The organism is Methyloversatilis sp. NSM2, assembly GCF_038066675.1.
Classification (GTDB): Bacteria; Pseudomonadota; Gammaproteobacteria; order Burkholderiales; family Rhodocyclaceae; genus Methyloversatilis; species Methyloversatilis discipulorum_A.
In genome coordinates this window covers 39,813-60,525 of the sequence record NZ_JBBUKV010000013.1, presented here as the reverse complement: position 1 = coordinate 60,525, position 20,713 = coordinate 39,813, and the positions used below count along the sequence as shown (strand labels likewise).

Annotated in this window: 27 protein-coding genes; 15 read left to right on the top strand and 12 right to left on the bottom strand. The window is 68.2% G+C overall.

Translation table 11 applies throughout. The annotated features are described in order from the left end of the window. Window positions 1–16 precede the first annotated feature (16 nt). Window positions 17–1,063, bottom strand: coding sequence for an MBL fold metallo-hydrolase (locus WJU27_RS17150; protein WP_341422874.1), 1,047 nt, complete (start codon window positions 1,061–1,063; stop codon window positions 17–19). 175 nt (window positions 1,064–1,238) lie between these two features. Between WJU27_RS17150 and WJU27_RS17145 the strand changes: the two genes are divergently transcribed. The 6 genes from WJU27_RS17145 (at window position 1,239) to WJU27_RS17120 (ending at window position 4,466) form a co-directional block, all read left to right on the top strand. Then, a complete protein-coding gene (locus WJU27_RS17145; protein WP_341422873.1) occupies window positions 1,239–1,562 on the top strand; it encodes a hypothetical protein in 324 nt (107 codons plus the stop codon). Between the two features lie 78 nt (window positions 1,563–1,640). Next, a complete protein-coding gene (locus WJU27_RS17140) occupies window positions 1,641–2,201 on the top strand; it encodes an LOG family protein (protein WP_341422872.1) in 561 nt (186 codons plus the stop codon). Next, a complete protein-coding gene (locus tag WJU27_RS17135; RefSeq protein WP_341422871.1) occupies window positions 2,198–2,581 on the top strand; it encodes a hypothetical protein in 384 nt (127 codons plus the stop codon). Before WJU27_RS17140 ends, WJU27_RS17135 begins: the two co-directional genes overlap by 4 nt. Next, window positions 2,581–3,372, top strand: a complete 792-nt coding sequence (locus WJU27_RS17130) for an enoyl-CoA hydratase-related protein (protein ID WP_341422870.1) — start codon at window positions 2,581–2,583, stop codon at window positions 3,370–3,372. Before WJU27_RS17135 ends, WJU27_RS17130 begins: the two co-directional genes overlap by 1 nt. Beyond that, window positions 3,372–4,274, top strand: coding sequence for a hydroxymethylglutaryl-CoA lyase (locus WJU27_RS17125; protein ID WP_341422869.1), 903 nt, complete (start codon window positions 3,372–3,374; stop codon window positions 4,272–4,274). The genes WJU27_RS17130 and WJU27_RS17125 overlap by 1 nt, the downstream gene beginning before the upstream one ends. Continuing rightward, window positions 4,275–4,466, top strand: a complete 192-nt coding sequence (locus WJU27_RS17120) for a DUF1289 domain-containing protein (protein ID WP_341422868.1) — start codon at window positions 4,275–4,277, stop codon at window positions 4,464–4,466. Between the two features lie 15 nt (window positions 4,467–4,481). Here WJU27_RS17120 and WJU27_RS17115 read toward each other — a convergent pair whose 3' ends face one another. Continuing rightward, window positions 4,482–4,655, bottom strand: a complete 174-nt coding sequence (locus tag WJU27_RS17115; protein ID WP_020166353.1) for a hypothetical protein — start codon at window positions 4,653–4,655, stop codon at window positions 4,482–4,484. Between the two features lie 208 nt (window positions 4,656–4,863). Here WJU27_RS17115 and rapZ point away from each other — a divergent pair, with 208 nt between their 5' ends. From rapZ to WJU27_RS17085, 6 genes are all read left to right on the top strand, one after another. Beyond that, window positions 4,864–5,712: an RNase adapter RapZ gene (gene rapZ / locus WJU27_RS17110; RefSeq protein WP_020166354.1), complete on the top strand. Its 849-nt coding sequence runs from the start codon at window positions 4,864–4,866 to the stop codon at window positions 5,710–5,712. After that, on the top strand, window positions 5,709–6,083 hold the full coding sequence (locus tag WJU27_RS17105; protein WP_341422867.1) for a NusG domain II-containing protein: 375 nt from the start codon (window positions 5,709–5,711) through the stop codon (window positions 6,081–6,083). Before rapZ ends, WJU27_RS17105 begins: the two co-directional genes overlap by 4 nt. Then, window positions 6,083–6,598: a Gx transporter family protein gene (locus WJU27_RS17100; RefSeq protein WP_341422866.1), complete on the top strand. Its 516-nt coding sequence runs from the start codon at window positions 6,083–6,085 to the stop codon at window positions 6,596–6,598. The genes WJU27_RS17105 and WJU27_RS17100 overlap by 1 nt, the downstream gene beginning before the upstream one ends. After that, window positions 6,595–7,227, top strand: a complete 633-nt coding sequence (locus WJU27_RS17095; RefSeq protein ID WP_341422865.1) for a flavin prenyltransferase UbiX — start codon at window positions 6,595–6,597, stop codon at window positions 7,225–7,227. Before WJU27_RS17100 ends, WJU27_RS17095 begins: the two co-directional genes overlap by 4 nt. A gap of 91 nt (window positions 7,228–7,318) precedes the next feature. Further along, window positions 7,319–7,660, top strand: a complete 342-nt coding sequence (locus tag WJU27_RS17090; protein ID WP_020166358.1) for an STAS domain-containing protein — start codon at window positions 7,319–7,321, stop codon at window positions 7,658–7,660. Between the two features lie 30 nt (window positions 7,661–7,690). Further along, the gene (locus WJU27_RS17085) at window positions 7,691–9,460 is read left to right on the top strand and encodes a SpoIIE family protein phosphatase (RefSeq protein ID WP_341422864.1); all 1,770 of its coding nucleotides are present in this window, start codon (window positions 7,691–7,693) and stop codon (window positions 9,458–9,460) included. Between the two features lie 51 nt (window positions 9,461–9,511). Here WJU27_RS17085 and WJU27_RS17080 read toward each other — a convergent pair whose 3' ends face one another. After that, window positions 9,512–10,312, bottom strand: a complete 801-nt coding sequence (locus WJU27_RS17080; RefSeq protein WP_341422863.1) for a peptidylprolyl isomerase — start codon at window positions 10,310–10,312, stop codon at window positions 9,512–9,514. A gap of 163 nt (window positions 10,313–10,475) precedes the next feature. On the opposite strand from WJU27_RS17080, the gene WJU27_RS17075 reads away from it, so the two are divergent. The 3 genes from WJU27_RS17075 to WJU27_RS17065 all read left to right on the top strand — a co-directional run bounded on the left by WJU27_RS17075 (window position 10,476) and on the right by WJU27_RS17065 (window position 12,701). Beyond that, window positions 10,476–11,234, top strand: coding sequence for a GNAT family N-acetyltransferase (locus tag WJU27_RS17075; protein WP_341422862.1), 759 nt, complete (start codon window positions 10,476–10,478; stop codon window positions 11,232–11,234). A 24-nt stretch (window positions 11,235–11,258) separates the two neighbouring features. Next, entirely contained in the window at window positions 11,259–12,095 is an 837-nt protein-coding gene (locus tag WJU27_RS17070; RefSeq protein WP_341422861.1) for a lysophospholipid acyltransferase family protein, read from the top strand. Window positions 12,096–12,194: 99 nt separating this feature from the next. Further along, window positions 12,195–12,701: a macro domain-containing protein gene (locus WJU27_RS17065; protein WP_020166363.1), complete on the top strand. Its 507-nt coding sequence runs from the start codon at window positions 12,195–12,197 to the stop codon at window positions 12,699–12,701. 20 nt (window positions 12,702–12,721) lie between these two features. On the opposite strand, the gene WJU27_RS17060 is transcribed toward WJU27_RS17065, so the two are convergent. The 9 genes from WJU27_RS17060 to WJU27_RS17020 all read right to left on the bottom strand — a co-directional run bounded on the left by WJU27_RS17060 (window position 12,722) and on the right by WJU27_RS17020 (window position 20,550). Further along, window positions 12,722–13,111: a hypothetical protein gene (locus WJU27_RS17060; protein WP_341422860.1), complete on the bottom strand. Its 390-nt coding sequence runs from the start codon at window positions 13,109–13,111 to the stop codon at window positions 12,722–12,724. A 160-nt stretch (window positions 13,112–13,271) separates the two neighbouring features. Then, window positions 13,272–14,099, bottom strand: coding sequence for a DNA ligase (locus WJU27_RS17055; protein WP_341422859.1), 828 nt, complete (start codon window positions 14,097–14,099; stop codon window positions 13,272–13,274). A gap of 97 nt (window positions 14,100–14,196) precedes the next feature. Further along, a complete protein-coding gene (locus WJU27_RS17050; protein ID WP_341422858.1) occupies window positions 14,197–14,406 on the bottom strand; it encodes a hypothetical protein in 210 nt (69 codons plus the stop codon). Between the two features lie 4 nt (window positions 14,407–14,410). Further along, a complete protein-coding gene (locus tag WJU27_RS17045; RefSeq protein WP_341422857.1) occupies window positions 14,411–15,112 on the bottom strand; it encodes an ABC transporter ATP-binding protein in 702 nt (233 codons plus the stop codon). Beyond that, complete coding sequence (locus WJU27_RS17040) at window positions 15,105–15,881, bottom strand: ABC transporter ATP-binding protein (RefSeq protein WP_341422856.1); 777 nt, start codon at window positions 15,879–15,881, stop codon at window positions 15,105–15,107. The genes WJU27_RS17045 and WJU27_RS17040 overlap by 8 nt, the downstream gene beginning before the upstream one ends. Continuing rightward, window positions 15,878–16,978: an ABC transporter permease subunit gene (locus WJU27_RS17035; protein ID WP_296813447.1), complete on the bottom strand. Its 1,101-nt coding sequence runs from the start codon at window positions 16,976–16,978 to the stop codon at window positions 15,878–15,880. Before WJU27_RS17035 ends, WJU27_RS17040 begins: the two co-directional genes overlap by 4 nt. After that, entirely contained in the window at window positions 16,975–17,898 is a 924-nt protein-coding gene (locus tag WJU27_RS17030; protein WP_296813446.1) for a branched-chain amino acid ABC transporter permease, read from the bottom strand. Before WJU27_RS17030 ends, WJU27_RS17035 begins: the two co-directional genes overlap by 4 nt. Before the next feature lie 118 nt (window positions 17,899–18,016). Further along, window positions 18,017–19,219, bottom strand: coding sequence for a branched-chain amino acid ABC transporter substrate-binding protein (locus WJU27_RS17025; RefSeq protein ID WP_341422855.1), 1,203 nt, complete (start codon window positions 19,217–19,219; stop codon window positions 18,017–18,019). 146 nt (window positions 19,220–19,365) lie between these two features. Next, window positions 19,366–20,550, bottom strand: a complete 1,185-nt coding sequence (locus tag WJU27_RS17020; protein ID WP_341422854.1) for a nidogen-like domain-containing protein — start codon at window positions 20,548–20,550, stop codon at window positions 19,366–19,368. Between the last annotated feature and the right edge of the window lie 163 nt (window positions 20,551–20,713).

Sequence of the window (20,713 nt, the reverse complement as noted above, 5' to 3'; positions counted from 1 at the left end):
CTCCCCCTGGGCTGGTTCAAGGCTGGGTAAAGCGGATCACGCCGTCCTGCCCGGGCAGGCGGCGCAGTTGTCCGGCTTGCCACAGATGGTTCAGGTGAGCGATCACCTCTCCCATGGCAAACCGGGTCTGGAAACTGTCGAGTTCGCGCTTGAATAGGCGCGGCAGCAATTCGAAGGCGTGCCGCGGCTCGTCGCACAGCGCGGCGATCTGGGCGAGGCGCTTGTCGTGGTGCAGGCGCAAGGCATCGACGCGGGCAACCACGCCGCGATACGGGTCGCCGTGCGCCGGCAGCACGACGGTAGCCGCAGCGAGCGTGCGGAAACGTTCGATCGAATCGAGGTACTGACCGACGGCGTCGGTTTCGGGTTCGAAAGGCAGCGTCGGCGTGTTCGGTGAAATGGTGGGCAGCAGCATGTCGCCGGCGATCAGCACCGGGTCGTGCGCGCGGTAGAACGAAAGATGCTCGGGCGAGTGACCGTGGCCGACAAGCGCCTCCCAGGCGTCGTCGCCGATGGTGATCACCTCGCCGGGCAGGATGCGGCGCATCGCCACCGGCACCGAACCTACGGTACGCCGATAGCGCCTGCCTTCGAGCTGCATCGCTTCGGTCTGCGCGGGCGGCAGACCATGCTGACGGAAGAAGTCCGCCATGAGATCGATGCCGGATGCCGGCGTGTCACCGAACCATGCCTGCGCGGTCAGGTACTCGCCGAGCGACATCCAGATGCGGGCGCCGGTCTGTTCGGCGAGCCAGTCGCCCAGACCGAAGTGGTCCGGATGGCAATGGGTGATCAGGATGCGCCGCACGGGACGGCCGGCCAGGTCGCCGGACAGCGCCTGCAGCCAGTTGGCGCGCGTCGCGTCGTCGGGGAAGCCGGCATCGACCAGGGTCCAGCAGGGGCCATGCTCGTCCTGGTCCTCGATCGCCCAGACGTTTACATGACCGGGCGCGAAGGCGACCGGCATGCGCAGCCAGTGCACGCCGCGCACCACCGGCGCGAGCCGGCCGGGTTGCGGCGCGGTCGCGGGATGCGGTTCGAGAACGGGATCGTGGGCGGACACGGCGGTCGGTGTGGGCCAGGATACTGAAGTGCTTGAATGGTAACCTGAAACGCGGCTCATTGTGCAGTGCAATATCAAGTGCGACGTCAGCCTGTTGCTACACTCGCGCGTCGGCGACGGAACGCCCCGCGCGTTACCGCATCACAGACCCATAAGCCGATAACGGAGGAGACCCATGCGCGCTGCGATCACCCTGCTGGCCTTGCTGATGACCCTGCCCGTGCGGGCGGAGGACGAGGACCCGACCCGGTTCGTCACCTTCAGCCAGGATTTCGCCGCCAGCTGCGTCTCGCGCAATTCGGTGCAGTTGCTGGTCGGCAACAGCCACCCGAGCCGCACCGTGATGGTGTGGCTGGACCGCTACCACATGGGCGTGGGCACCGGCGACCGGTCCAAGACCGAAATGAAGCCGGGTGCCGAGCCGGTACCGCTGGGCTGTTCGCGCACGCTGGACGGCCCGCAGGAATGGCGCGTCGTGAAGGCCAAGTTCATAGACTGAAGCGGCGATCCACCCTGCCCCTACGCGCGCCGCGCGTGCATACTTCGCTCTCCCGATTTCCGACTTCCGGTTGCACACATGCGTGTCTGTGTCTTCTGCGGTTCACGCAGCGGTGATTCCCCGATCTATGCAGAAACGGCGCACATCCTCGGCACGCTGCTCGCCGTGCGTGGCCATGGTCTGGTCTATGGCGGCGGCAACATCGGCCTGATGGGTCTGATCGCCGACGCCGCGCTCGACGCGGGCGGCGAGGTGATCGGCGTCATCCCGCAGCATCTGCTCGAACGCGAGGTGGCGCACGCCAACCTGACGCAACTGCACGTGGTCGACAGCATGCACACACGCAAGGCGCTGATGGCCGATCTGTCCGATCTGTTCATCGCCGCCCCCGGCGGCTTTGGCACTCTGGACGAACTGTGCGAAATTCTCACCTGGGCGCAACTGGGGCTGCACCATAAACCCTGTGGACTGCTCAACGTGGCCGGCTATTTCGATCCGCTGCTCGCCATGTTCGACCAGGCGACCCGTGAGGGTTTTCTCAGCGCGCCGCACCGGCAGCTGATCATTTCAGACGAAGATCCGATCCGCCTGCTCGACCGGCTGGCGGCCGGCGTGACGACCGGGAGTGAAACCGCATGAAGGCTGACTGGAACCGCCCGCTGCTGACCTGCATTGCCGCGCTGCTGCCGTGCACCGTCCATGCCACAGAGCCGACCGCCTGGCTGCGGCCGGTCGACCTGATCGAGGCGGTGCCGCTGCTCAACGAGGGCGGACGCGCCGGCTACGGCCGCTTCCTGCAGGTCACGCTGCGCCCGCGCGCGTTCGCGCTGAACATGAACGGCGACTGGGCGTGGAACGCCGGCGACGACGCAGCCAGCGAAGCGATCGCCGCCTGCGAGGCACAGGGTCTGCCCTGCCAGCTGTATGCGGTCGATGACGAGGTGGTCATGCCGGGCTTCGAACTGGGCGCGCCGCTGCGCGCGCTCGGCAGCCATCTGGTGCAGGGGGCGGCACCTTGATGCGGGACCCGAATGCGCTGGTGCTGACCGAAATCGTCGACGGCATCGGCATCGTCACGCTTAACCGGCCGGACCACCACAATCTGCTCGATGCGTCGCTCGCCGAATCGCTGATCGCGGCCATCGACGACATGGTCGCGCACGCCGATGTGCGCCTGCTGGTGCTGTCGGCGCTGGGTGACAGCTTCAGCATCGGCGCCGACCCGATGGAGCTCGAACGCAGCGGTCTGATGGCCGTCGAGCCGGCACTGGCGGCGCGGCTGATGCGCACGCTGAGCGAGTGCATACGGCCGGTGGTGGCCCGCGTGCAGGGCCCGGCGATCGGCCTCGGGGCCGGTCTGATCGCTGCCTGCGATGTCGCCATCGCCAGTTTCGACGCCCACTTCGCCTTCGACGAGGTGCGCACCGGCCAGGTGCCCGCGGTGATCGCGCCCTATGTGATGGCCGCCATCGGCCCGGCACGGGCACGCCGCTACTTCCTGACCGGCGAGCGCTTTTCCGCGTCCGAGGCCTACCGTATCGGCCTGCTGTCGGAAATCGTCGCCTCGGCCGAACACCTGGACGACGCCGTCGGCGAGGTGGTCGACGCGCTGCTTCTCGGCGGCCCGCGTGCGCAGCAGCAGATCAAGCTGCTGGTGCGCGCACTCGGCCGGCCGCGCGCCGACGAGAAAACGCTCGATCACGCGGTCGAGATGGAAAACCGCATCGATACCGGCGCCGAGGCGCAGGAGGGGCTGGACGCGCTGTTCGCTCGCCGCCGTCCCGGCTGGGTGCCGGCCGGGACGACGTGATGGGCGCGCTGCCCGCCCGCGTACGCATCGTCGAGGTAGGGCCGCGCGACGGCCTGCAGAACGAACGCGTCGCACTGTCCGTCGACGACAGGCTGGCGCTGATCGCCAAACTGGTCGACGCCGGCCTGGTCGATATCGAAGCAGGCGCATTCGTGTCGCCCAAGCGCGTGCCGAACATGGCGGGCAGCGGCGAACTGATGAAACGTCTGCCGCGCAGCAGTGGCGTGAGCTACCCCTGCCTGGTGCCGAACGACACCGGACTGGACGCCGCGCTGGAAGCCGGCTGCCGCGACATCGCCGTCTTCGCCGCGGTGTCGGAAACGTTTTCGCAGCGCAATACCGCCTGCAGCATCGCCGAATCGATGGCGCGCCTGCGTGCGGTGGCGCGGCGCGCGCTGGACAGCAATGTGCGGGTACGCGGCTACCTGTCCTGCGTGATCGGCTGTCCGTACGAAGGACCTATGGCCGCCGGCATCGTCGCCGACATGGCCCTGCAGCTGATCGACATGGGCTGTCACGAGGTCAGTCTGGGCGACACCACCGGCATCGGCACACCGGAGCAGATCCGGCGGCTGATCGACGCGGTGTCGGTGCGGGTGCCGGTGCACCGGCTGGCCGGTCACTTCCACGATACCTGGGGCATGGGCGTGGCGAATGTGTACGCTGCACTGCAGTCCGGCGTGACGGTGTTCGACGCCTCGGTTGGCGGCCTGGGCGGTTGCCCGTTCGCACCGGGTGCCAGCGGCAATGTGGCAACCGAGGACGTGGTGTATATGCTGGAAGGTGCCGGTGTCGTCACCGGCGTGGATCTCGGGAAGCTGGTCGGCGCCGCGCGCTGGGTCAGCGACCGGCTGGACAGACAGGTGGCGTCGCGCGTCGCGCGCGCCTACAGGACGGAATAGATGGTTGCATCACCTTGCACCGGCGTGTGCACACTCGACCGACAGCTCGGCATCTGTGTCGGCTGCCTGCGCTCGCGCGACGAAATCGCCTGCTGGGGCTCGACCACTGATGAAGTGCGGCTGCAGATACTCGAGCGCATCCGCGAACGGGAAACGCAGGGCCACCGGCGCGTGGCGCCGGCAGCCGAGTGAGCAACAAACCGACCTTCAGTTTTCGCGTCGCCGCCGCGGCTCGCTGGTACTGCCGTCAGGCGCCGGCGCATCGCGCGAACCCGGTGCGCCCTGGGCCGGCTGTGAGCGCGACTGGAGTGCGGCTCGCTCGGCTTCGCGCTCGGCACGGCGACGATTGGCCTGGCTGCGCTGGAGTCTGAGATATCGCATGGTGAACACCTCCGGTCGGATTGCCCTGCTACACGCCACATCCTGAATCGGATGCAGTCGGGCAGCACATGAGGCAGCATTCGGATGCTGCGTGCTTTCCGACCGCACTCATTCAGCGTAGTTTCCTCAGACCCAGTGTCAACCATGTTGTTTGCATGAACACGCTTTTTCGCAGGTAAGCCACGTGAATGAAACGAGACGCGGCGCGATGCGCCTGGTACTGATCAGCGGCATGTCCGGCTCGGGCAAGAGCGTTGCGCTCAACGTGCTGGAGGACGCCGGATTTTTTTGTGTCGACAATTTGCCCGCGCCGCTGCTGCCGCAACTGGTCGGCCATCTGCGTGACGCCGGCTACAGTCGCGTCGCGGTCGCGGTCGACGTGCGCTCGGGCAAGAGCATGAGCGCGTTGCCGCCGATGATGGGCGTGCTGCGCAACGGCACCGAACTGCAGACGCTTTTTCTGGATGCGCGCGACGACGCGCTGATCGCGCGCTTTTCCGAGACGCGGCGGCGCCACCCGCTGGGCGACGACCAGACCTCGCTGGCCGAAGCGATCCGCCGCGAACGCGATCTGCTCGAACCCATCGTCGCGCTCGGTCACCGCATCGATACCAGCGACCTGCCGTCGGCAGTGCTGCGCAAATGGGTGCGCGAGCTGGTGCAGATCGACGAGGGCTCCGGCCTGACGCTGATGTTCGAATCCTTCGGCTTCAAGCATGGCATCCCGCTCGACGCCGATCTGGTGTTCGACGTGCGCTGCCTGCCCAATCCCCACTACGACCCGATCCTGCGTCCGCAGACCGGCTGCGATCAGCCGGTGATCGACTATCTGGAGCGCAGTCCGGACGTGCTGCGCATGCGCGACGACATTGCCCGTTTCGTGCACGACTGGCTGCCCTGCTACATCAAGGACAGCCGCAGCTATCTGACAGTGGCCATCGGCTGTACCGGCGGCCAGCACCGTTCGGTCTACATGACGCAGTGGCTGGCCGAACACTTCCGCAAGGAAGCGCGCGTGCTGTTGCGTCACCGTTCGCTGGCTTCGAGCGGCAAATGACGCGCCTGCGGCCCGGTGACTGGCTGATGATCGCAGCCGGCCTGGCCGCAACCGTCGCCACCACCGCGGCGCAGTGGGGCCAGGCTGCGCCGACGTTGGCTCAGGTGCGCCTAGACGGCCGCATCGTCGCCGAAATACCGCTGAACGGTACGCATCGCGTCGCCATCGCCGGCGCGCTGGCCGCGCAGGGCGAAACCGTGATCGAGGTCGAGCCGGGTCGCGCCCGCGTTGCCGCCGACCCGGGCCCGCGCCAGTACTGCGTGCATCAGGGCTGGCTGACGCGCGCCGGCGCGGTCGCGGTCTGCGCACCCAGCCACATTTCGCTGCAACTGGCCGGACCGGACAGTGCGCAGGACACGGTGGCGTTCTGATGAGCACCGCGGTCGAGGTTCAGCCGAGTGCGCGCGACCGTCGCCTGGCGCGCTATGCCGCCGCAGCGATCGCCGCATCGCTGATAGAGGCGGCAATTCCCAGCCCGCTGCCGGGTGTGAAGCCGGGGCTGGCCAACATCGTCATCCTCATCGTGCTCGCCCGCCACGGCTGGCGCGACGCCGCCTGGGTCAGCGTGCTGCGGGTAATCGCCGGCAGTCTGCTGGCCGGGCAGTTCCTCGCGCCCGGTTTTTTCCTCGCCGCCACCGGCGCGCTGGTCAGTCTGGCCGTGCTCGGCGCGCTGCAGGCGCTGCCCTGGCGCTGGCTGGGTCCGGTCGGTCGGTCGGTCGCGGCCGCCTTCGCCCACATCGGTGGCCAGCTGGTGCTGGCGCGGCTGTGGCTGGTGCCGCACGACGGCCTGTTCAATCTGGCGCCGGTGTTCTTCGCCGCCGCGCTGGTGTTCGGCATCGTCAACGGCGTGGTCGCCGACCGGCTGTTGCGGGACAATGCGGCATGAGCTCGACGCCCCGACCGCCCACCATACTCGTCGCGCTGACCGGCGCCTCCGGCATGCCCTACGGCCTGCGCCTGACCGAAATGTTGCTGGCCGCCGGCTGCCGCGTCTGGCTGGTGTACTCGCAGGTGGCACAGATCGTTGCCCGGCAGGAGATGGATGTCGTGCTGCCGGCCAATCCGCAACAGGCGGCACGCGAACTGTCGGCCCGCTTCAACGCCGCGCCGGGTCAGCTCGAAGTGTTCGGCCGCGAGGACTGGAACTGCCCGCCGGCCTCCGGTTCGAACCCGCCCGATGCCATGGTCGTGTGCCCGTGTTCGATGGGCACGCTGGCCGCGATCGCGCACGGTCTGGCGTCCAACCTGATCGAACGCGCCGCCGACGTGGTCATGAAGGAACGCCGCACCCTCATCCTGGTGCCGCGCGAAACGCCTTTCTCGACGCTGCACCTGGAAAACATGCTGAGTCTGTCGCGCAACGGTGCGGTCATCCTGCCGCCCTCGCCCGGCTTCTACCAGCAGCCGCGCGAAATCGCCGATCTGGTCGATTTCGTGGTCGCCCGCATCCTCGACCAGCTGCGCGTTCCGCACACGCTGCTGCCGCGCTGGGGCGAGCCGCAAGCCGGCGACTGACGCTGTCACACGCCTGACATGCAGATGAAACAAGCTGAAGGGCTTTCCGGTCGTGCCGCCGCAGGCGACCGGGCACCTCGGGAGCACGCACATGAAGATGGACAGCCAGCCGCTGGACGGCGGCATCACCCTGATCCGGCTCGACGGTCGCCTCGACATCGAAGGCGCGGAGACGCTGGACCAGCCGCTCACCTACGCCACCAGCACGCACCCGGCCAAGATTGCGATCGATCTGTCGGAAGTGAGCTTTCTCGCCTCGATAGGCATCCGCACGCTGCTGTCGGCGGCGCGCGGCCAGGCCTCGCGTGGCGGCAAGCTGGTCATGTTCGGTGCGCAGCCGATGATACGGCGCGTGCTGCAGACGGCCGGCGTCGACCAGCTGCTGACGCTGTGCGACGACCTCGACGCCGCCCGCCGGGCGCTGGCCGACTGAAGGCCCGGGCAGACCTCCGCGGAGTGCGCGGTGCATAGCGCGCACGCCCGCCGCAGCCTGCGCCTGATCAACGACAGCGGCGCCATTTCCGCCGCCAGCGCCTGGTTGCGCACGCTCGGCGACAGCTTCGATCTGGGCAGCGAACTGGTGTTCCGGCTTGACCTGTGCGCGTCGGAACTGGTCGCCAACATCGTCAGCTACGCCTTCGACGACGAAGCGCCGCACACCATCGCGCTCGACCTGATCCTGGAACCGCAGTCGGTCAAGCTGGTGGTGGCCGACGACGGCCGCGAGTTCGATCCGCTGGAACTGCCGGAGCCGGTGACGCCGGCCACGCTGGAGGAAGCCAGCGTCGGCGGACTGGGCGTACACCTGGTGCGCCAGTTCGCCGATCAGGTCAGCTACGAGCGCGCCAGCGGCCGCAACCAGCTCACGCTGGCATGGACCCGGCCGAGCCGCAGCAGTCCGAGCGGCAGCCGCACCCCGGTACGCCGCGGTGTCGAGCGCCGACGCCGTCAGGCCGCGGTGTTCCCGCTGATCCGTGCCGACGGCAGCCGCGTCAGCCACGACGCACGCGTCAGCGGTGAGCGCCGTGCCCTCGGTTTCATTTCGCGGCTGGACCTGTTCCGCGACGTACCCTACGCGCTGATCGAAGGCCTGCTCGCCCACTGCGCCCAGCGCGACTACCCGGACGAGTACGTGGTGCTGGCGCCCGGCATGCAGAACGATCACGTGGCCCTGGTGCTGGCCGGACGGCTGCGCGTACACCTCGATGATCCGGCCGGCGAGGGCCAGGGCGGCTACACGGTGATCGGCTGCGGCGAATGCGCGGGAGAGCTTTCGATCATCGACGGCGAGCCGGCGTCCGCCTGGGTGGTGGCCGAGCCCGGCACGCGCCTGCTGCTGATCGACGCCCACACCTTCTTTTCCGAGCTGCTGCCACTGCCCCAGGTCGCCCGCAACCTGCTGCGCCTGATGGCGGCGCGCATGCGCCAGGCCAATCATCAGGTGGTCGAGCAGGTGCGCCGTTCGCTGGTGTTGGAGCGCCTGCAGTCCGAGCTGCGCACCGCGCAGGAAATCCAGTCGGGCATGCTGCCGCTGCGCTCACCGATGTTCGCCGAACATCCGGAGATCGAATGCGAAGCCAGCATCCAGCAGGCGCGCGAAATCGGCGGCGACTTCTTCGACGCCTTCTTCATCGACGAGAACCGCCTGTTCGTCGCCATCGGCGACGTCTGCGGCAAGGGCATGCCGGCCGCGCTGCTGATGATGCGCACGCTGACCACGCTGCGCGCCGAAGCGGCACGCAAGCAGGGGCAGAAGGGGCATCTGGAAAGGGTGATGGAGCGCACCAACCGCAAGCTCGCGCTGAACAACGAACGCCTGCTGTTCGCCAGCCTGTTCATCGGCCTGCTGGACACCCGCGACGGCAGCTTCCGCTACGCCAACGCCGGCCATCTGCGGCCGGTGCTGCTGCGTCGTGGCGACGCGCCGGTGCTGCTCAAGGTGCCGCGCAACCCGATTGCCGGCATCGACCCGACCATCGACTACGCACTCGGCGAAACCCGGCTCGGCTTGGGCGACCAGTTGCTGCTCTACACCGACGGCGTGACCGAAGCGCTGAACACGCGCGGCGAACTGTTCGGCGAGACGCGGCTGCTGGCGACGCTGACCGGTCTGCGCGCCGGCGCGGCAGGCGCCATCGACACGGTACGCGAGGCGATGCGCCTGTTCTGCGACGGTCAGGCGCCGTCGGACGACGTGACGCTGCTGGCGCTGCGCTACGTCGGCCACGCGTAGGCACGCCTGCATCCTCCGTACCCTTTCGGGGCGCGGAGGACGCGCGGGCACTTACTGCACCTTGGCCTTCGACATCAGCGATTCGATGTGGGTCTGCACCGCCTGCTGCTGCATCGATTCGATCACACGGTCCTTCACCTCCTCGAACTTCGGCGCTTCGGCGCGGCGGATGTCGTCGAGCTGGATCACGTGGAAGCCGTAGGCGGTCTTGACCGGCTCGGTCGTGAACTGGCCCTTCTCCAGCTTCTGCAGTGCGGCGTCGAATTCCGGCACGAAGGAGCCCGGGCGCGACCAGCCCAGTTCACCGCCGCGCTCCTTGCTGCCCGGATCGTTCGATACCGACACCAGTTCGGCGAACGGCGTGCCGGCCTGCAGCTTGGCGATGATGTCGCGCGCGACCTCTTCGGAATCGACCAGGATGTGGCGCGACGCGTATTCGTTCGGACCGCCCTGGGCGACCACGCGCTCGTACTCGGCGCGGGCGGCCGCCTCGGTCACCGGGTTCTTCTCGACCCAGCGCTCCAGGTAGGCGTTGGCCAGCAGTTCGCCACTGGAATAGGCGATGCGCTGCTGTACCTCGGGCACCTTGTCGGTGCCGGCCTTGCGTGCCGCCTGCAGCAGCACCTCGCGGCGCACCAGATGCTCGCGCACGCGGTTGCGCAGTTCTTCGTTGTCCGGCGCGCCCTGGGCGACCTGCTCACGTACCAGCAGATCCGCCAGCGCAGCGGGCACGGCCACGCCATTGACCTTGGCCAGCGCGGCACCGGCAGCAGGCGCCTTGGTTTCGGCCACAGCGGAGGTGGCAACACTCATCATCAGGGCGGCGGCAAGCACGCCGATACGGTGGTTCATCAGTACATCCTCGTGGGTTGTGTGGGGCTCGATCGAGCGGAATGCTTATACCGCCCTTTTGGCCGGCGTGGCGAGGGCCGCTGTAACCGTGCTGTCGCCGCGGCGTCATATGTGCTGAACACGCGCTGCATATCTTGAAGCGGTACCCTTCACGGAGACGGGAATGCTTCAGATCGATTCGGCACGCGAACGGCGTGCCCAGCGCAACCTCAGCGTCACGCTGGCGGCCTGCGAATCCGAGGTGCTGGCGGCGCAGCAGCTGCGCTGGCGGGTGTTCGCCGACGAGCTTGGCGCACGGCTCGACAGCCCGGTGCACGGCGCCGACATCGACCGCTTCGACGCCCACTGCAAACACCTGATCGTGCGCGACGAGGACAACGGCCGCATCGTCGGCTGCTACCGCATCCTGCCGCCCGAGGCGGCGCGGCGCACCGGCGGCTACTACTCGGAAACAGAATTCGACCTCGGCCGGCTCGACCACCTGCGCTCGCAGATGGTCGAGATCGGCCGCTCCTGCATCGACGCCGACTACCGCAACAACGCGGCGGTGATCGCGCTGCTGTGGTCCGGTCTCGCACGCTACATGCTGGATGGCGGCCACCAGTACCTGATCGGCTGCGCCAGCATCGGTCTGGCCGACGGCGGCCACAATGCGGCGGCCATCTGGGCCGGCCTGAGCGCGCACATGGCGCCGGCCGAGTACCGCGTATTCCCGAAGGTGCGGCTGCCGCTGGAGCGCCTGACACCGAACGCTTCAAGTGTGGTGCCGCCGCTGGTCAAGGGCTATATCCGCGCCGGCGCCGAGGTGTGCGGCGAACCGGCCTGGGACCCGGATTTCAATACCGCCGACCTGCCGCTGCTGCTCACCATGGCCAAGCTGGACGCGCGCTACGCGCGCCACTTCGTGCAGCGCGCCGCCTGATCCGCGAACCGGGGAGGACGTAAGATGTCTGTCATCAGTCTGTTTGCCGACCTCGATCTTCCCTTGTCGCATCCTCATCCGCACCACCCCGTCGCAGCGCGCGCCGCGGCGGCGACACACCACACGTCCGGCCTGCGCGCACAGGCGCGCATGAGCTGGCGCATCGCGCGGCTGGCCGTGCATCTGGCGGCCGGCTGCTCGCGCGTCGCCCTGCTCTATCCGCTGGTCGGCGAGCGCACGCAGCGCAAGATGCGTGCGCGCTGGTCGCGCCAGCTGCTCGGCGTGCTCGGCGTCGAACTGCAGGCGCAGGGGCCGCTGCCCCGGCCCGGCCAGCTGCTGGTGAGCAATCACATCTCCTGGGTGGACGTGTTCGTGATCAACGCCATCTCGCCGCTGTCCTTCGTCTGCAAGGACGAGGTCCGCAACTGGCCGCTGCTCGGCTGGCTGGTGGCGCGCAACCACACGGTATTCATCCGCCGCGCCAGCCGCAGTTCGGCGGCCGAGGTGCGCGACCGGCTGGTCGGCTCGCTGAGCTGTGGACGCAGCGTGATGGTGTTCCCGGAAGGCACGACCACCGACGGCCGCGCCGTGCTGCCCTTCCGCGCCGCGCTGTTCCAGGCGGCGATCGACGCCGGCCGCGCGGTCAAGCCGGTGCGGCTGCGCTATGTCGATCACCGTGGCGAGCACTCGGACGCCGCCGCCTACATCGACGACGTGAGCTTCTGGCAGTCGGTCTGCATGCTGGCGCGCGCACCGCGCACCGTCGCCCGGGTCGAACTGCTGCCGGCCCTGCCCTCGCACGGCCTGACGCGGCAGGATCTGGCGCAGGTGACGCACGCCCAGGTGAGCGCGACCGCCTGAACTGTTGATTCGGATCAACGGCCGCGCAGCACGGCGGCGTACCGTGGAATCGGAGGCTGCGGCACGGTGCCGCAGACCGGACGGTACGAGGAGAACCGCATGATCCGCGAAGTCACCGGAGACATTCTTTTTACGCAGGCCCAGGTCATCGCCCACGGCATCGCCGTGCGCGAACGTTTCGACCACGGTCTGGCGCTGGCACTGCGCGAGCGCTGGCCGTCGATGGCGCGCGACTACCGGCACGCACAGCACGGCCGCCACATGGTGCCGGGCGAGGTGTGGTCGTGGGCTGGCGTCGATAACGACGGCAGCACGCGCAACATCGTGAACATGCTCACCCAGGACATGGTGGGTGAAGGCCCTGCGGCCAAGCCGGGCAAGGCGACGGTCGAGCACGTGCATCACGCGCTGAAAGCGCTGGCCCGGCACCTGCAGGCGATCGGCGCCACCAGCGTGGCACTGCCGCGGCTCGCCACCGGCGTCGGCGGTCTGGACTGGGCCGAAGTGAAGCCGCTGATCGAACAGCATCTGGCGCCGCTGGGCATTCCGGTCGTCGTCTATGAAACCTATCGCAAGGACGTGGTGGCGGACGAGAAGCTGCACTGAAGCTGACGGCGCGGCGGAATTCAGCGCCCGTCGCGCAGGCTGTCGATCAGCGCCATATTGTGTTCGAGCAGGCGATTGCATTCGTCGTCGCGTTGCGCGAACGCGTCGTCCAGCGCCTGCGCCTGTGCCGGGTCGGCGCGGCGTTCGGCCAGCGCCTTGCGCTCGCGCGCCAGCACGGCCGCGACCTGCGGGCGCTCGCCGAGGCGCATGGCCAGCGACAGGTAGTTCTTCGCCGCGTACTGGACGCGCACGGTCCGGCTGGCCTGCGGATGCGCGGCCGCGATATCGCCGTAGATCGCCGAGCAGGCGGCCAGACGCTCGGCCAGCGTCGGCCGGTCCAGCACCTGGGCCTGCGCGGCAGCAGCAAGCAGCAAAAGGGTCATCGAGAGCGCTGTGTGTTTGATGTGCATGCATGTGCCTCCGTGTTCGGCATCGCAGCGTAGACAGCGCACGGCCGCCGCTGCAGCCGCCGAACCGCAATGAGGACCGGGTCACCGCACGATCGGGAGCACATCCCCTGTGCAGCGAGCGCTGGCACTCCGGTGCCCAGGACGGCTTCCCGTGACGCACCTAAGGCAGCACCCGCTCGCGCAGGAAAACAGGAAAGCGCGGCTGGCCACGCGGCGTCAGTTCGCGATAGCGGTAGGTGACGACGGCGCCGATGGCCGGCGGCGCGGCGCGCTGGGCGTCGGTGAAACCGCTGCCGATGCGGAAACGCCGACCCGCTGCATCGACCACTTCGAGCGCGCCCAGCCGGCCGCGATGGCGGCCCTTGCCGGGCAGGTGGGCGAGCACGGTCGCTTCGGCATCGAGCAAGGGCGTGAGCTTGAGCAGTGCGTCGCTGCGACCGGCCGTCCAGCGGGCGTCGGCCCGGTGCAGCATCAGGCCTTCGCCACCGCCAGCGACGACCTCGTCGAACAGCGCCTGCAGCGCGGCGCGGTCGGCGAGTCGCTGCTGCGGCACGACACGTATCCAGTCGGCGGCGGTCACCTCGACCAGCTGCTGCATGCGCGCGAGCCGCTGCGAAAAGTCACCGTCCGCGCCGGGAAGGTCGAACAGCATGTAGCGCACCGCGCGCCAGTCGGCATCCGCCGGACGCTCACGGCGGACGATGCCCGACAGTTCGTCGAAGCGGCCACGCCCCAGCCACAGTTCTCCGTCGAGCGGGAATCCGGGCAGCGGCGCGATAAACCACGCCGGTGCGGCGATGACCGCACCGTTGCGCAGGCGCAGCGCCTGCCCGTCCCAGCGGGCACGGACACCATCAAGCTTCTCGCTGACCCAGTAGCGCGCCGGGTCGATGTCGGCGGGCGCGCGCTGCGCCAGCATCGGTGGCAGCGGGTCGGCGTGGACGAATGACGACAGCAGGCCGCAAAGACAGAACAGCAGTGCGCGCATGGCCAGGGCTCCGGAGACGGAGCGGCGATTATCCGCACATCATGACAATGGCAATAGTGCGGTACGTCGCGCAGCCGCAGCGGACTACGACCTGCCTTCAGCGTGCTTCGCCGGCCTTGTCGCGCTCGCGCCGATAGCGTTCGTATTCGAGGTTCGCCGTATCCAGGCAGCGGCTGCGCTCGGTCGCATCGACGATGCGGTCGCACTCGTTCTGGCGCCAGCCGGCAGCGCCGTCATAGACCTGACGGCTGCTGCAGCCGGCCAGTACGCAGGTCAGCGCAAAGATGCCGACGACGCAACGGATCATGGCTTCACTCCCCGAGATAGGCGGCGCGCACCGCCGGGTTGTCCAGCAATTCAGCGGCCGGTGCGCTCAGCGTGATTTCTCCGCCGTCCATGACGCAGCCGCGGTCGCACAGCGACAGCGCGAGTCGCGCGTTCTGTTCGACCAGCAGCAGTGTCACCCCTTCGCGCGCGACTTCGCGGATCACCTCGAACACGGTGTCGACCATGATGGGCGACAGGCCCATCGACGGCTCGTCGAGCAGCAGGATGCGTGGCCGGCTCATCAGCGCGCGACCGATGGCCACCATCTGCTGCTCGCCGCCGGACAGCGTGCCGGCGGTCTGGCCGGCGCGCTCCTTCAGCCGCGGCAACAGGCCGAACACGCGCTCGATGTCGGCAGCTATGGCGGCCTTGTCGTCGCGCACGTAGGCGCCCATTTCGAGGTTTTCCAGCACCGACAGCCGGGCGAACACGCCGCGACCTTCCGGCACCAGCGCCAGGCCCTTGCGCACCAGCAGGTGCGGCGGCGCGTGCTCGATCGCCTCGCCGCCCAGCTTGACGCTGCCGCGCGCCGGCAGCATGCGGGCGATGGCCTTCAGCGTGCTGGTCTTGCCGGCACCGTTGGCGCCGATCAGCGCCACCTTCTCGCCGGCGGCGACATCGAGGTCGACGCCGCGCACCGCGCAGATGCCGCCGTAATGCACTTCGAGTCCGCGCACCTCAAGCATCGACCGCCTCCGTACCGAGGTAGGCGGCAATCACGCGCGGGTCGCGCCGCACCACGTCCGGCACGTCCTCGGCGATCTTTTCGCCGTAATCGAGCACGGCGACGCGGTCGCACAGCCCCATCACCAGTTTCACGTCGTGCTCGATCAGCAGCACGGTCAGGCCGTCGCCGCGCAGCTTTTCGATCAGCGCGCGCAGGCCGGCGGTTTCGGTCGCGTTCATGCCGGCGGCCGGTTCGTCCAGCGCCAGCAGCTTCGGTTCGGTCGCCAGCGCGCGGGCGATTTCCAGCCGGCGCTGGTCGCCGTAACTCAGGTGGGTGGCCTGCTGGTTGGCCAGCCGGTCGATGCCGACATAGCGCAGCAGCGCATGCGCGCGCGCCTCGGTGTCGGCCTCCTCGCGCCGCGCCGCCGGCGTGCGCAGGATGGCGCCGAGCACACCGGTGCGCAGCCGGATGTGGCGGCCGACCATCACGTTCTCCAGCGCGCTCATCGCGCCGAACAGCCGGATGTTCTGGAAGGTGCGGGCGATGCCGACGTCGGCAATGCGGTGCGGCACGCCCAGCGGCAGCGGCTGGCCGTTGAAGCGCACCTCGCCCTGGTCGGCGCTGTACAGGCCGGTCAGCACGTTGAAGAAGCTGGTCTTGCCGGCGCCATTGGGGCCGATCAGGCCGTACACCTCGCCGGCGCGTATCGCCAGCGACACGTCGCGCAGCGCCTGTACGCCGCCGAAGCGCTTGCTGATGCCGTTCGCTTCGAGCAGAGGTGTGCTCATGCCGCCTCCCCGTGCGCCGCCAGTTCGCGCTTGCGCAACGCCGACGGCCACAGCCCGGCCGGGCGCCAGCGCATCACGAGCACCAGCGCGATGCCGAACAGCAGCAGGCGCAGCGATTCCGGATCGATCAGCACCTTGCCGAACAGCGTCTGCTGCAGCGGTACCGCCCCCCAGCGCAGTGCCTCGGGCAGCAGCGCGAGCAGCACCGCACCGAGAATGACGCCGGCGATATTGCCCATGCCACCGAGCACCACCATGCACAGCACCATGATGGATTCGAGCAGGCCGAAGGATTCCGGGCTGACGAAGCCCTGGAAGCCGGCGAACAGGCCGCCGGCCACGCCGCCGAAGGTGGCGCCGAGACCGAAGGCGAGCAGTTTCACGTTGCGCGTGTTGATGCCGCAGGCGCGCGCGGCGACTTCGTCCTCGCGGATGGCGACCCAGGCGCGGCCGAGCCGCGAATCCTGCAGCCGCACGCAGACGAAGACGACGAGCAGGGTCAGCGCAAGGAAGAAGTAGTACTGCAGATACACCCCGGGCAGCGTGAAACCGAACAGCTCCAGCGGCCGGTTCAGCGCGTGGCCGCCGATCTGCGCGGCGGCAATGTTGTTGATGCCCTGCGGGCCGTTGGTGATGTTGGCCGGCGCATTCAGGTTGTTCAGGAAGATGCGGATGATTTCACCGAAGCCCAGCGTCACGATGGCCAGGTAGTCGCCGCGCAGCTTCAGCGTCGGCGCGCCGAGCATTACACCGAACAGCCCGGCCACCAGCGCGCCGAGCGGCAGCACCGCCCACACCGGCCAGCCTGGCGCGGCGGCGAAGACCTGCGGAAAGGCGCTCGCCAGATGCGGGCTGGACAGCAGCGCATACAGATAGGCGCCGACCGCGTAGAAGGCGATGTAGCCGAGGTCGAGCAGGCCGGCGAAGCCGACCACGATGTTCAGCCCGAGGGCCAGCATGATGTAGAGCAGCGCGAAATCGACGATGCGCACCCAGGAATTGCCGAAGCCCGCGCCGACGACGAAGGGCAGCACCGCCAGCGCCACGCCGATCAGCACGACGCCCAGCCTGGCCTTCAGTTTCGGATCGACGCTCATGCGCGCTCCGCCACTTTCTCGCCCATCAGGCCGGACGGCCGGAACACCAGCACCAGGATGAGCACGAAGAAGGCGAACACGTCCTTGTAGTGGCTGCCGAGGAAACCGCCGGTCAGGTCGCCGATGTAGCCGGCGGCCAGGCTTTCGATGATGCCCAGCAGCAGCCCGCCCAGCATGGCGCCGCCGAGATTGCCGATGCCGCCCAGCACCGCCGCGGTGAAGGCCTTCAGCCCGAGCATGAAGCCCATCGCGTAGTGGGCGATCGAGTAGTTGGCCGCCACCATGACGCCGGCCACCGCCGCCAGCGCCGAACCGAGCACGAAGGTGAAGGAGATGACGCGGTCGACGTCGACACCCATCAGCCGCGCCACCGCGGGGTTCTCGGCGGTCGCACGCATCGCGCGGCCAAGCCGGGTGCGGTTGATCAGCCAGACCAGCGCGGCCATCAGCGCCGCCGCCGTGGCGATGATGATGATCTGCAGATCGGTGATGGCCGCGCCGAGGAACTGGTGCGGAGCTGCCGGCAGCAGCGGCGGAAAGGTGTGGTAGTTGCGGCCCCAGCCGATCATGGCCAGCTGCTGCAGCACGATGGACACGCCGATGGCGGTGATCAGCGGCGCCAGCCGCGGGGCGTTGCGCAGCGGCCGGTAGGCGATGCGCTCTATCGTGAAACCGACCGTCATGCAGACCGGAATCGCGATCAGCAGGCCGCCGAGCACGACGACCGGGCCGGGCAGGCCACTGGGCACCAGCAGGCCGATGGCGGTCAGCGCGGTCAGCGCGCCGATCATCACCACTTCGCCGTGGGCGAAGTTGATCAGACCGAGAATGCCGTAGACCATCGTGTAGCCGAGGGCGACCAGCGCGTAGATGCTGCCGAGCACCAGACCGTTGATGATCTGCTGGATGAAAATGTCCACGAGGTGTCGAGGGAGGCCGGGAGAAGGTGGAAGCGCCGATCAGGCGCCGGCGATGCGCGCCGCCCGGCCCGGGGCCGGTACGGACGCGTAGGACTGCATTGTGCCGCTCAGTTGGCGCTCAGTTGCTCGGCTTGCCGCCCATCGTTTCGAGCGCCGACCACGCACCGGCCCTCGCCTGGTACAGCGTGACCGCGCCGTCCTTGATGTCGCCCTTCTCGTCGAACTGTATCTGCGCGCTCAGACCCGGGTAGTTCAGCGCCGCCAGCGCCGGCAGGAATTTCGCCGTTTCGGTCGAGCCGACCTGCTTCATCGCCTCGGCCACCACGCGCACCGCGTCGTAGGCATAGGGGGCATAGAGCTGGATATCGGTCTTGTACTTCGCCTTGTAGCGGTCGCGGAAGGCGGTGCCACCGGCCATCTGGTCCAGCGGCACGCCGGGCAACGAGCAGTAGTGACCCTCTGCGCCCTCGCCCGCCAGCTTGTGGAACTCGACCGTGCATGCGCCGTCGCCGAACAGCATCGGCGCGGTGATGCCGAGGGTTTTCAACTGGCGCGCCATCGGACCCGCCTGGGTATCCATGCCGCCATAGAACACGAGGTCGGGCTTGGTCGACTTCACCTTGGTCAGGATGGCGGCGAAGTCCGTTTCCTTGTCGGTCGTGTATTCGCGGGTGACCACCTCGGCACCCGCTGCCTTGGCCGCCTTCTCGAACTCGTCGGCCAGGCCCTGACCGTAGGCAGTACGGTCGTCGATGATGGCGATCTTCTTCGCACCCAGCTTGCCCGTGGCGAAGCCGCCGAGCACGCTGCCTTGCTGCACGTCGTCGGCGAACACGCGGAACGCCGTCTTGTAGCCCTGCCGCGTGTAGGTCGGATTGGTGGCAGACGGCGATACCTGGACGATGCCGGCGTCGTGATAGATGCGCGACGCCGGAATCGTCGTGCCGCTGTTCAGGTGACCGATCACCGCGTGTACGTGCGCATCGGCCAGCTTCTGCGCCACCGTCGTGCCCTGACGCGGATCGGCCTGGTCGTCCTCGCCCAGCAGTTCGAACTTCGCCACCTTGCCGCCGATCAGGATCTTCTCGGCGTTCAGGTCGTCGATGGCCAGCCGGGCGCCGTTCTCGTTGTCCTTGCCGAGGTGGGCCTGCGGGCCGGTCAGCGGCGCCACATGACCGAGGCGGATCGTGATCGTCGCCTCGCCGGCATCGGCGGTCACGGCCGGCACGGCGGCCTCTTCCTTCGGACCGCAGGCAGCGAGCAGGCAGGCCGACAGGGCCACGAGTGCGGACAGCGGGCGCGACGGGGTGATCAGGGTCATGTGGAATCTCCGCGAGGGGCTGAAAAGGTTGTCAGCTCCGGATTTTGCGGGCGGGCGCGCGGAGCGTCAATTTGGATGCGGCAGAAACGACGATGCCGGTGCGCACAAGCGCACCGGCATCGTCAGTCTGCATCAACGGACGGCAATCAGCGCGCCATGCGGCGGCGCGCGGCGGCAATCAGGCCGAGGCCGGCGAGGAACATCGCATAGGTTTCCGGCTCCGGAACCGGCACCGTCACGACGATGGGGTTCTGCGACATCGACACCGGGCCGGTCTCGCTGAAGGTGAGGCCGGTCACGAAGGCGGTCGGGTTCAGCGGATCGAGCGCCGCGCCCTCCTCGATGCCGAGGATGCGGAAGCGGGTGACCGCCTCGGCGAAGGTGAAGGTGACGCCGCCGGTCAGCACGTCGCCGCTGGCCACCCAGGCTTCGCCGTTCCACAGCCACAGATCGTACAGGCCGTCGCCGAAGGTCGGCAGCAGCACCGAGGTGATCGACGGGCCACTGTTGACGATGTAGTCGTAGCCGACGGCGATGTCCGGATCGATGAACACCGGCGTACCGGCGGTCACGTTGAAATCGAAGTTCCAGCCCTCGTCACTGGCCACCGGCATCAGCGGATTGGAAGCCGACGAACCCGGCAGCTGGCCGTTGCGGATAGCGAACGACCACAGACCGGCCTCGCCGCCTGCCACATTGGTGGTGTGCTGCAGGTTCAGCACGTCGCCGGTGCGCGAACCGGGCAGCGTCAGGTAATTGACGCCGTCACCGGCGTCGTAGCCGGCCTGCGCCGGAATGCCGCCCAGGCCATTCGAGCCGCCGCTGGCGTTACCGGTGGTCCATTCGAGGCGCTCGTAACGGAAGTCGACGTCGAAGTCGCCGCCGCCCTGATTGCGCAGCACCAGCTGGAAGCTGTTGGTCTTGTCGGTCGCTCCACTGTAGTAGCCGACGGAATCCCAGGTCACGGCCAGTGTGTTCGCGTTCGGCGAGTGGATCCAGACGTTGCCCACGGTGCGCGTGTCGACGTCACCCCAGAAGGGCGCAATCATCGGCTGGCTGGTGATCGGGAAGGGATCTGGCGTGTAGGCACCGATCGCCGACAGGAAACTGATGTTGCCGTTGTTGTTGACAACGAAGTTGCTGAAGGTCTGGCCGAAGAAGTTGATGTCGAACGGCAGCGGCAGCTGGTTGGTCGATTGGTCGTCGTTGGCCGCGAGGAACTGCGAGCCGTAGATATTCTCACCGACGCCGAAGGTGAGCATCGAAACAGCCTGCGCGCCGCCGGACAGCGTGGCGATCAGCGCGGGCAGGAGAAGGGTGCGGAATTTCATCTGTAACGCTCCGGTAATGTTCGACCGGGCGTCAGCAAGTCATATGCCAAAACGTATGACTTTAGTATTAGTCCTTTCGGATCATCGACCTACGCCATGTGGCGGCGGCACGCCGTTTCAGCGGTGTAAGACCGGCCGACACGACCGTCCGGAGGTGCCTAGC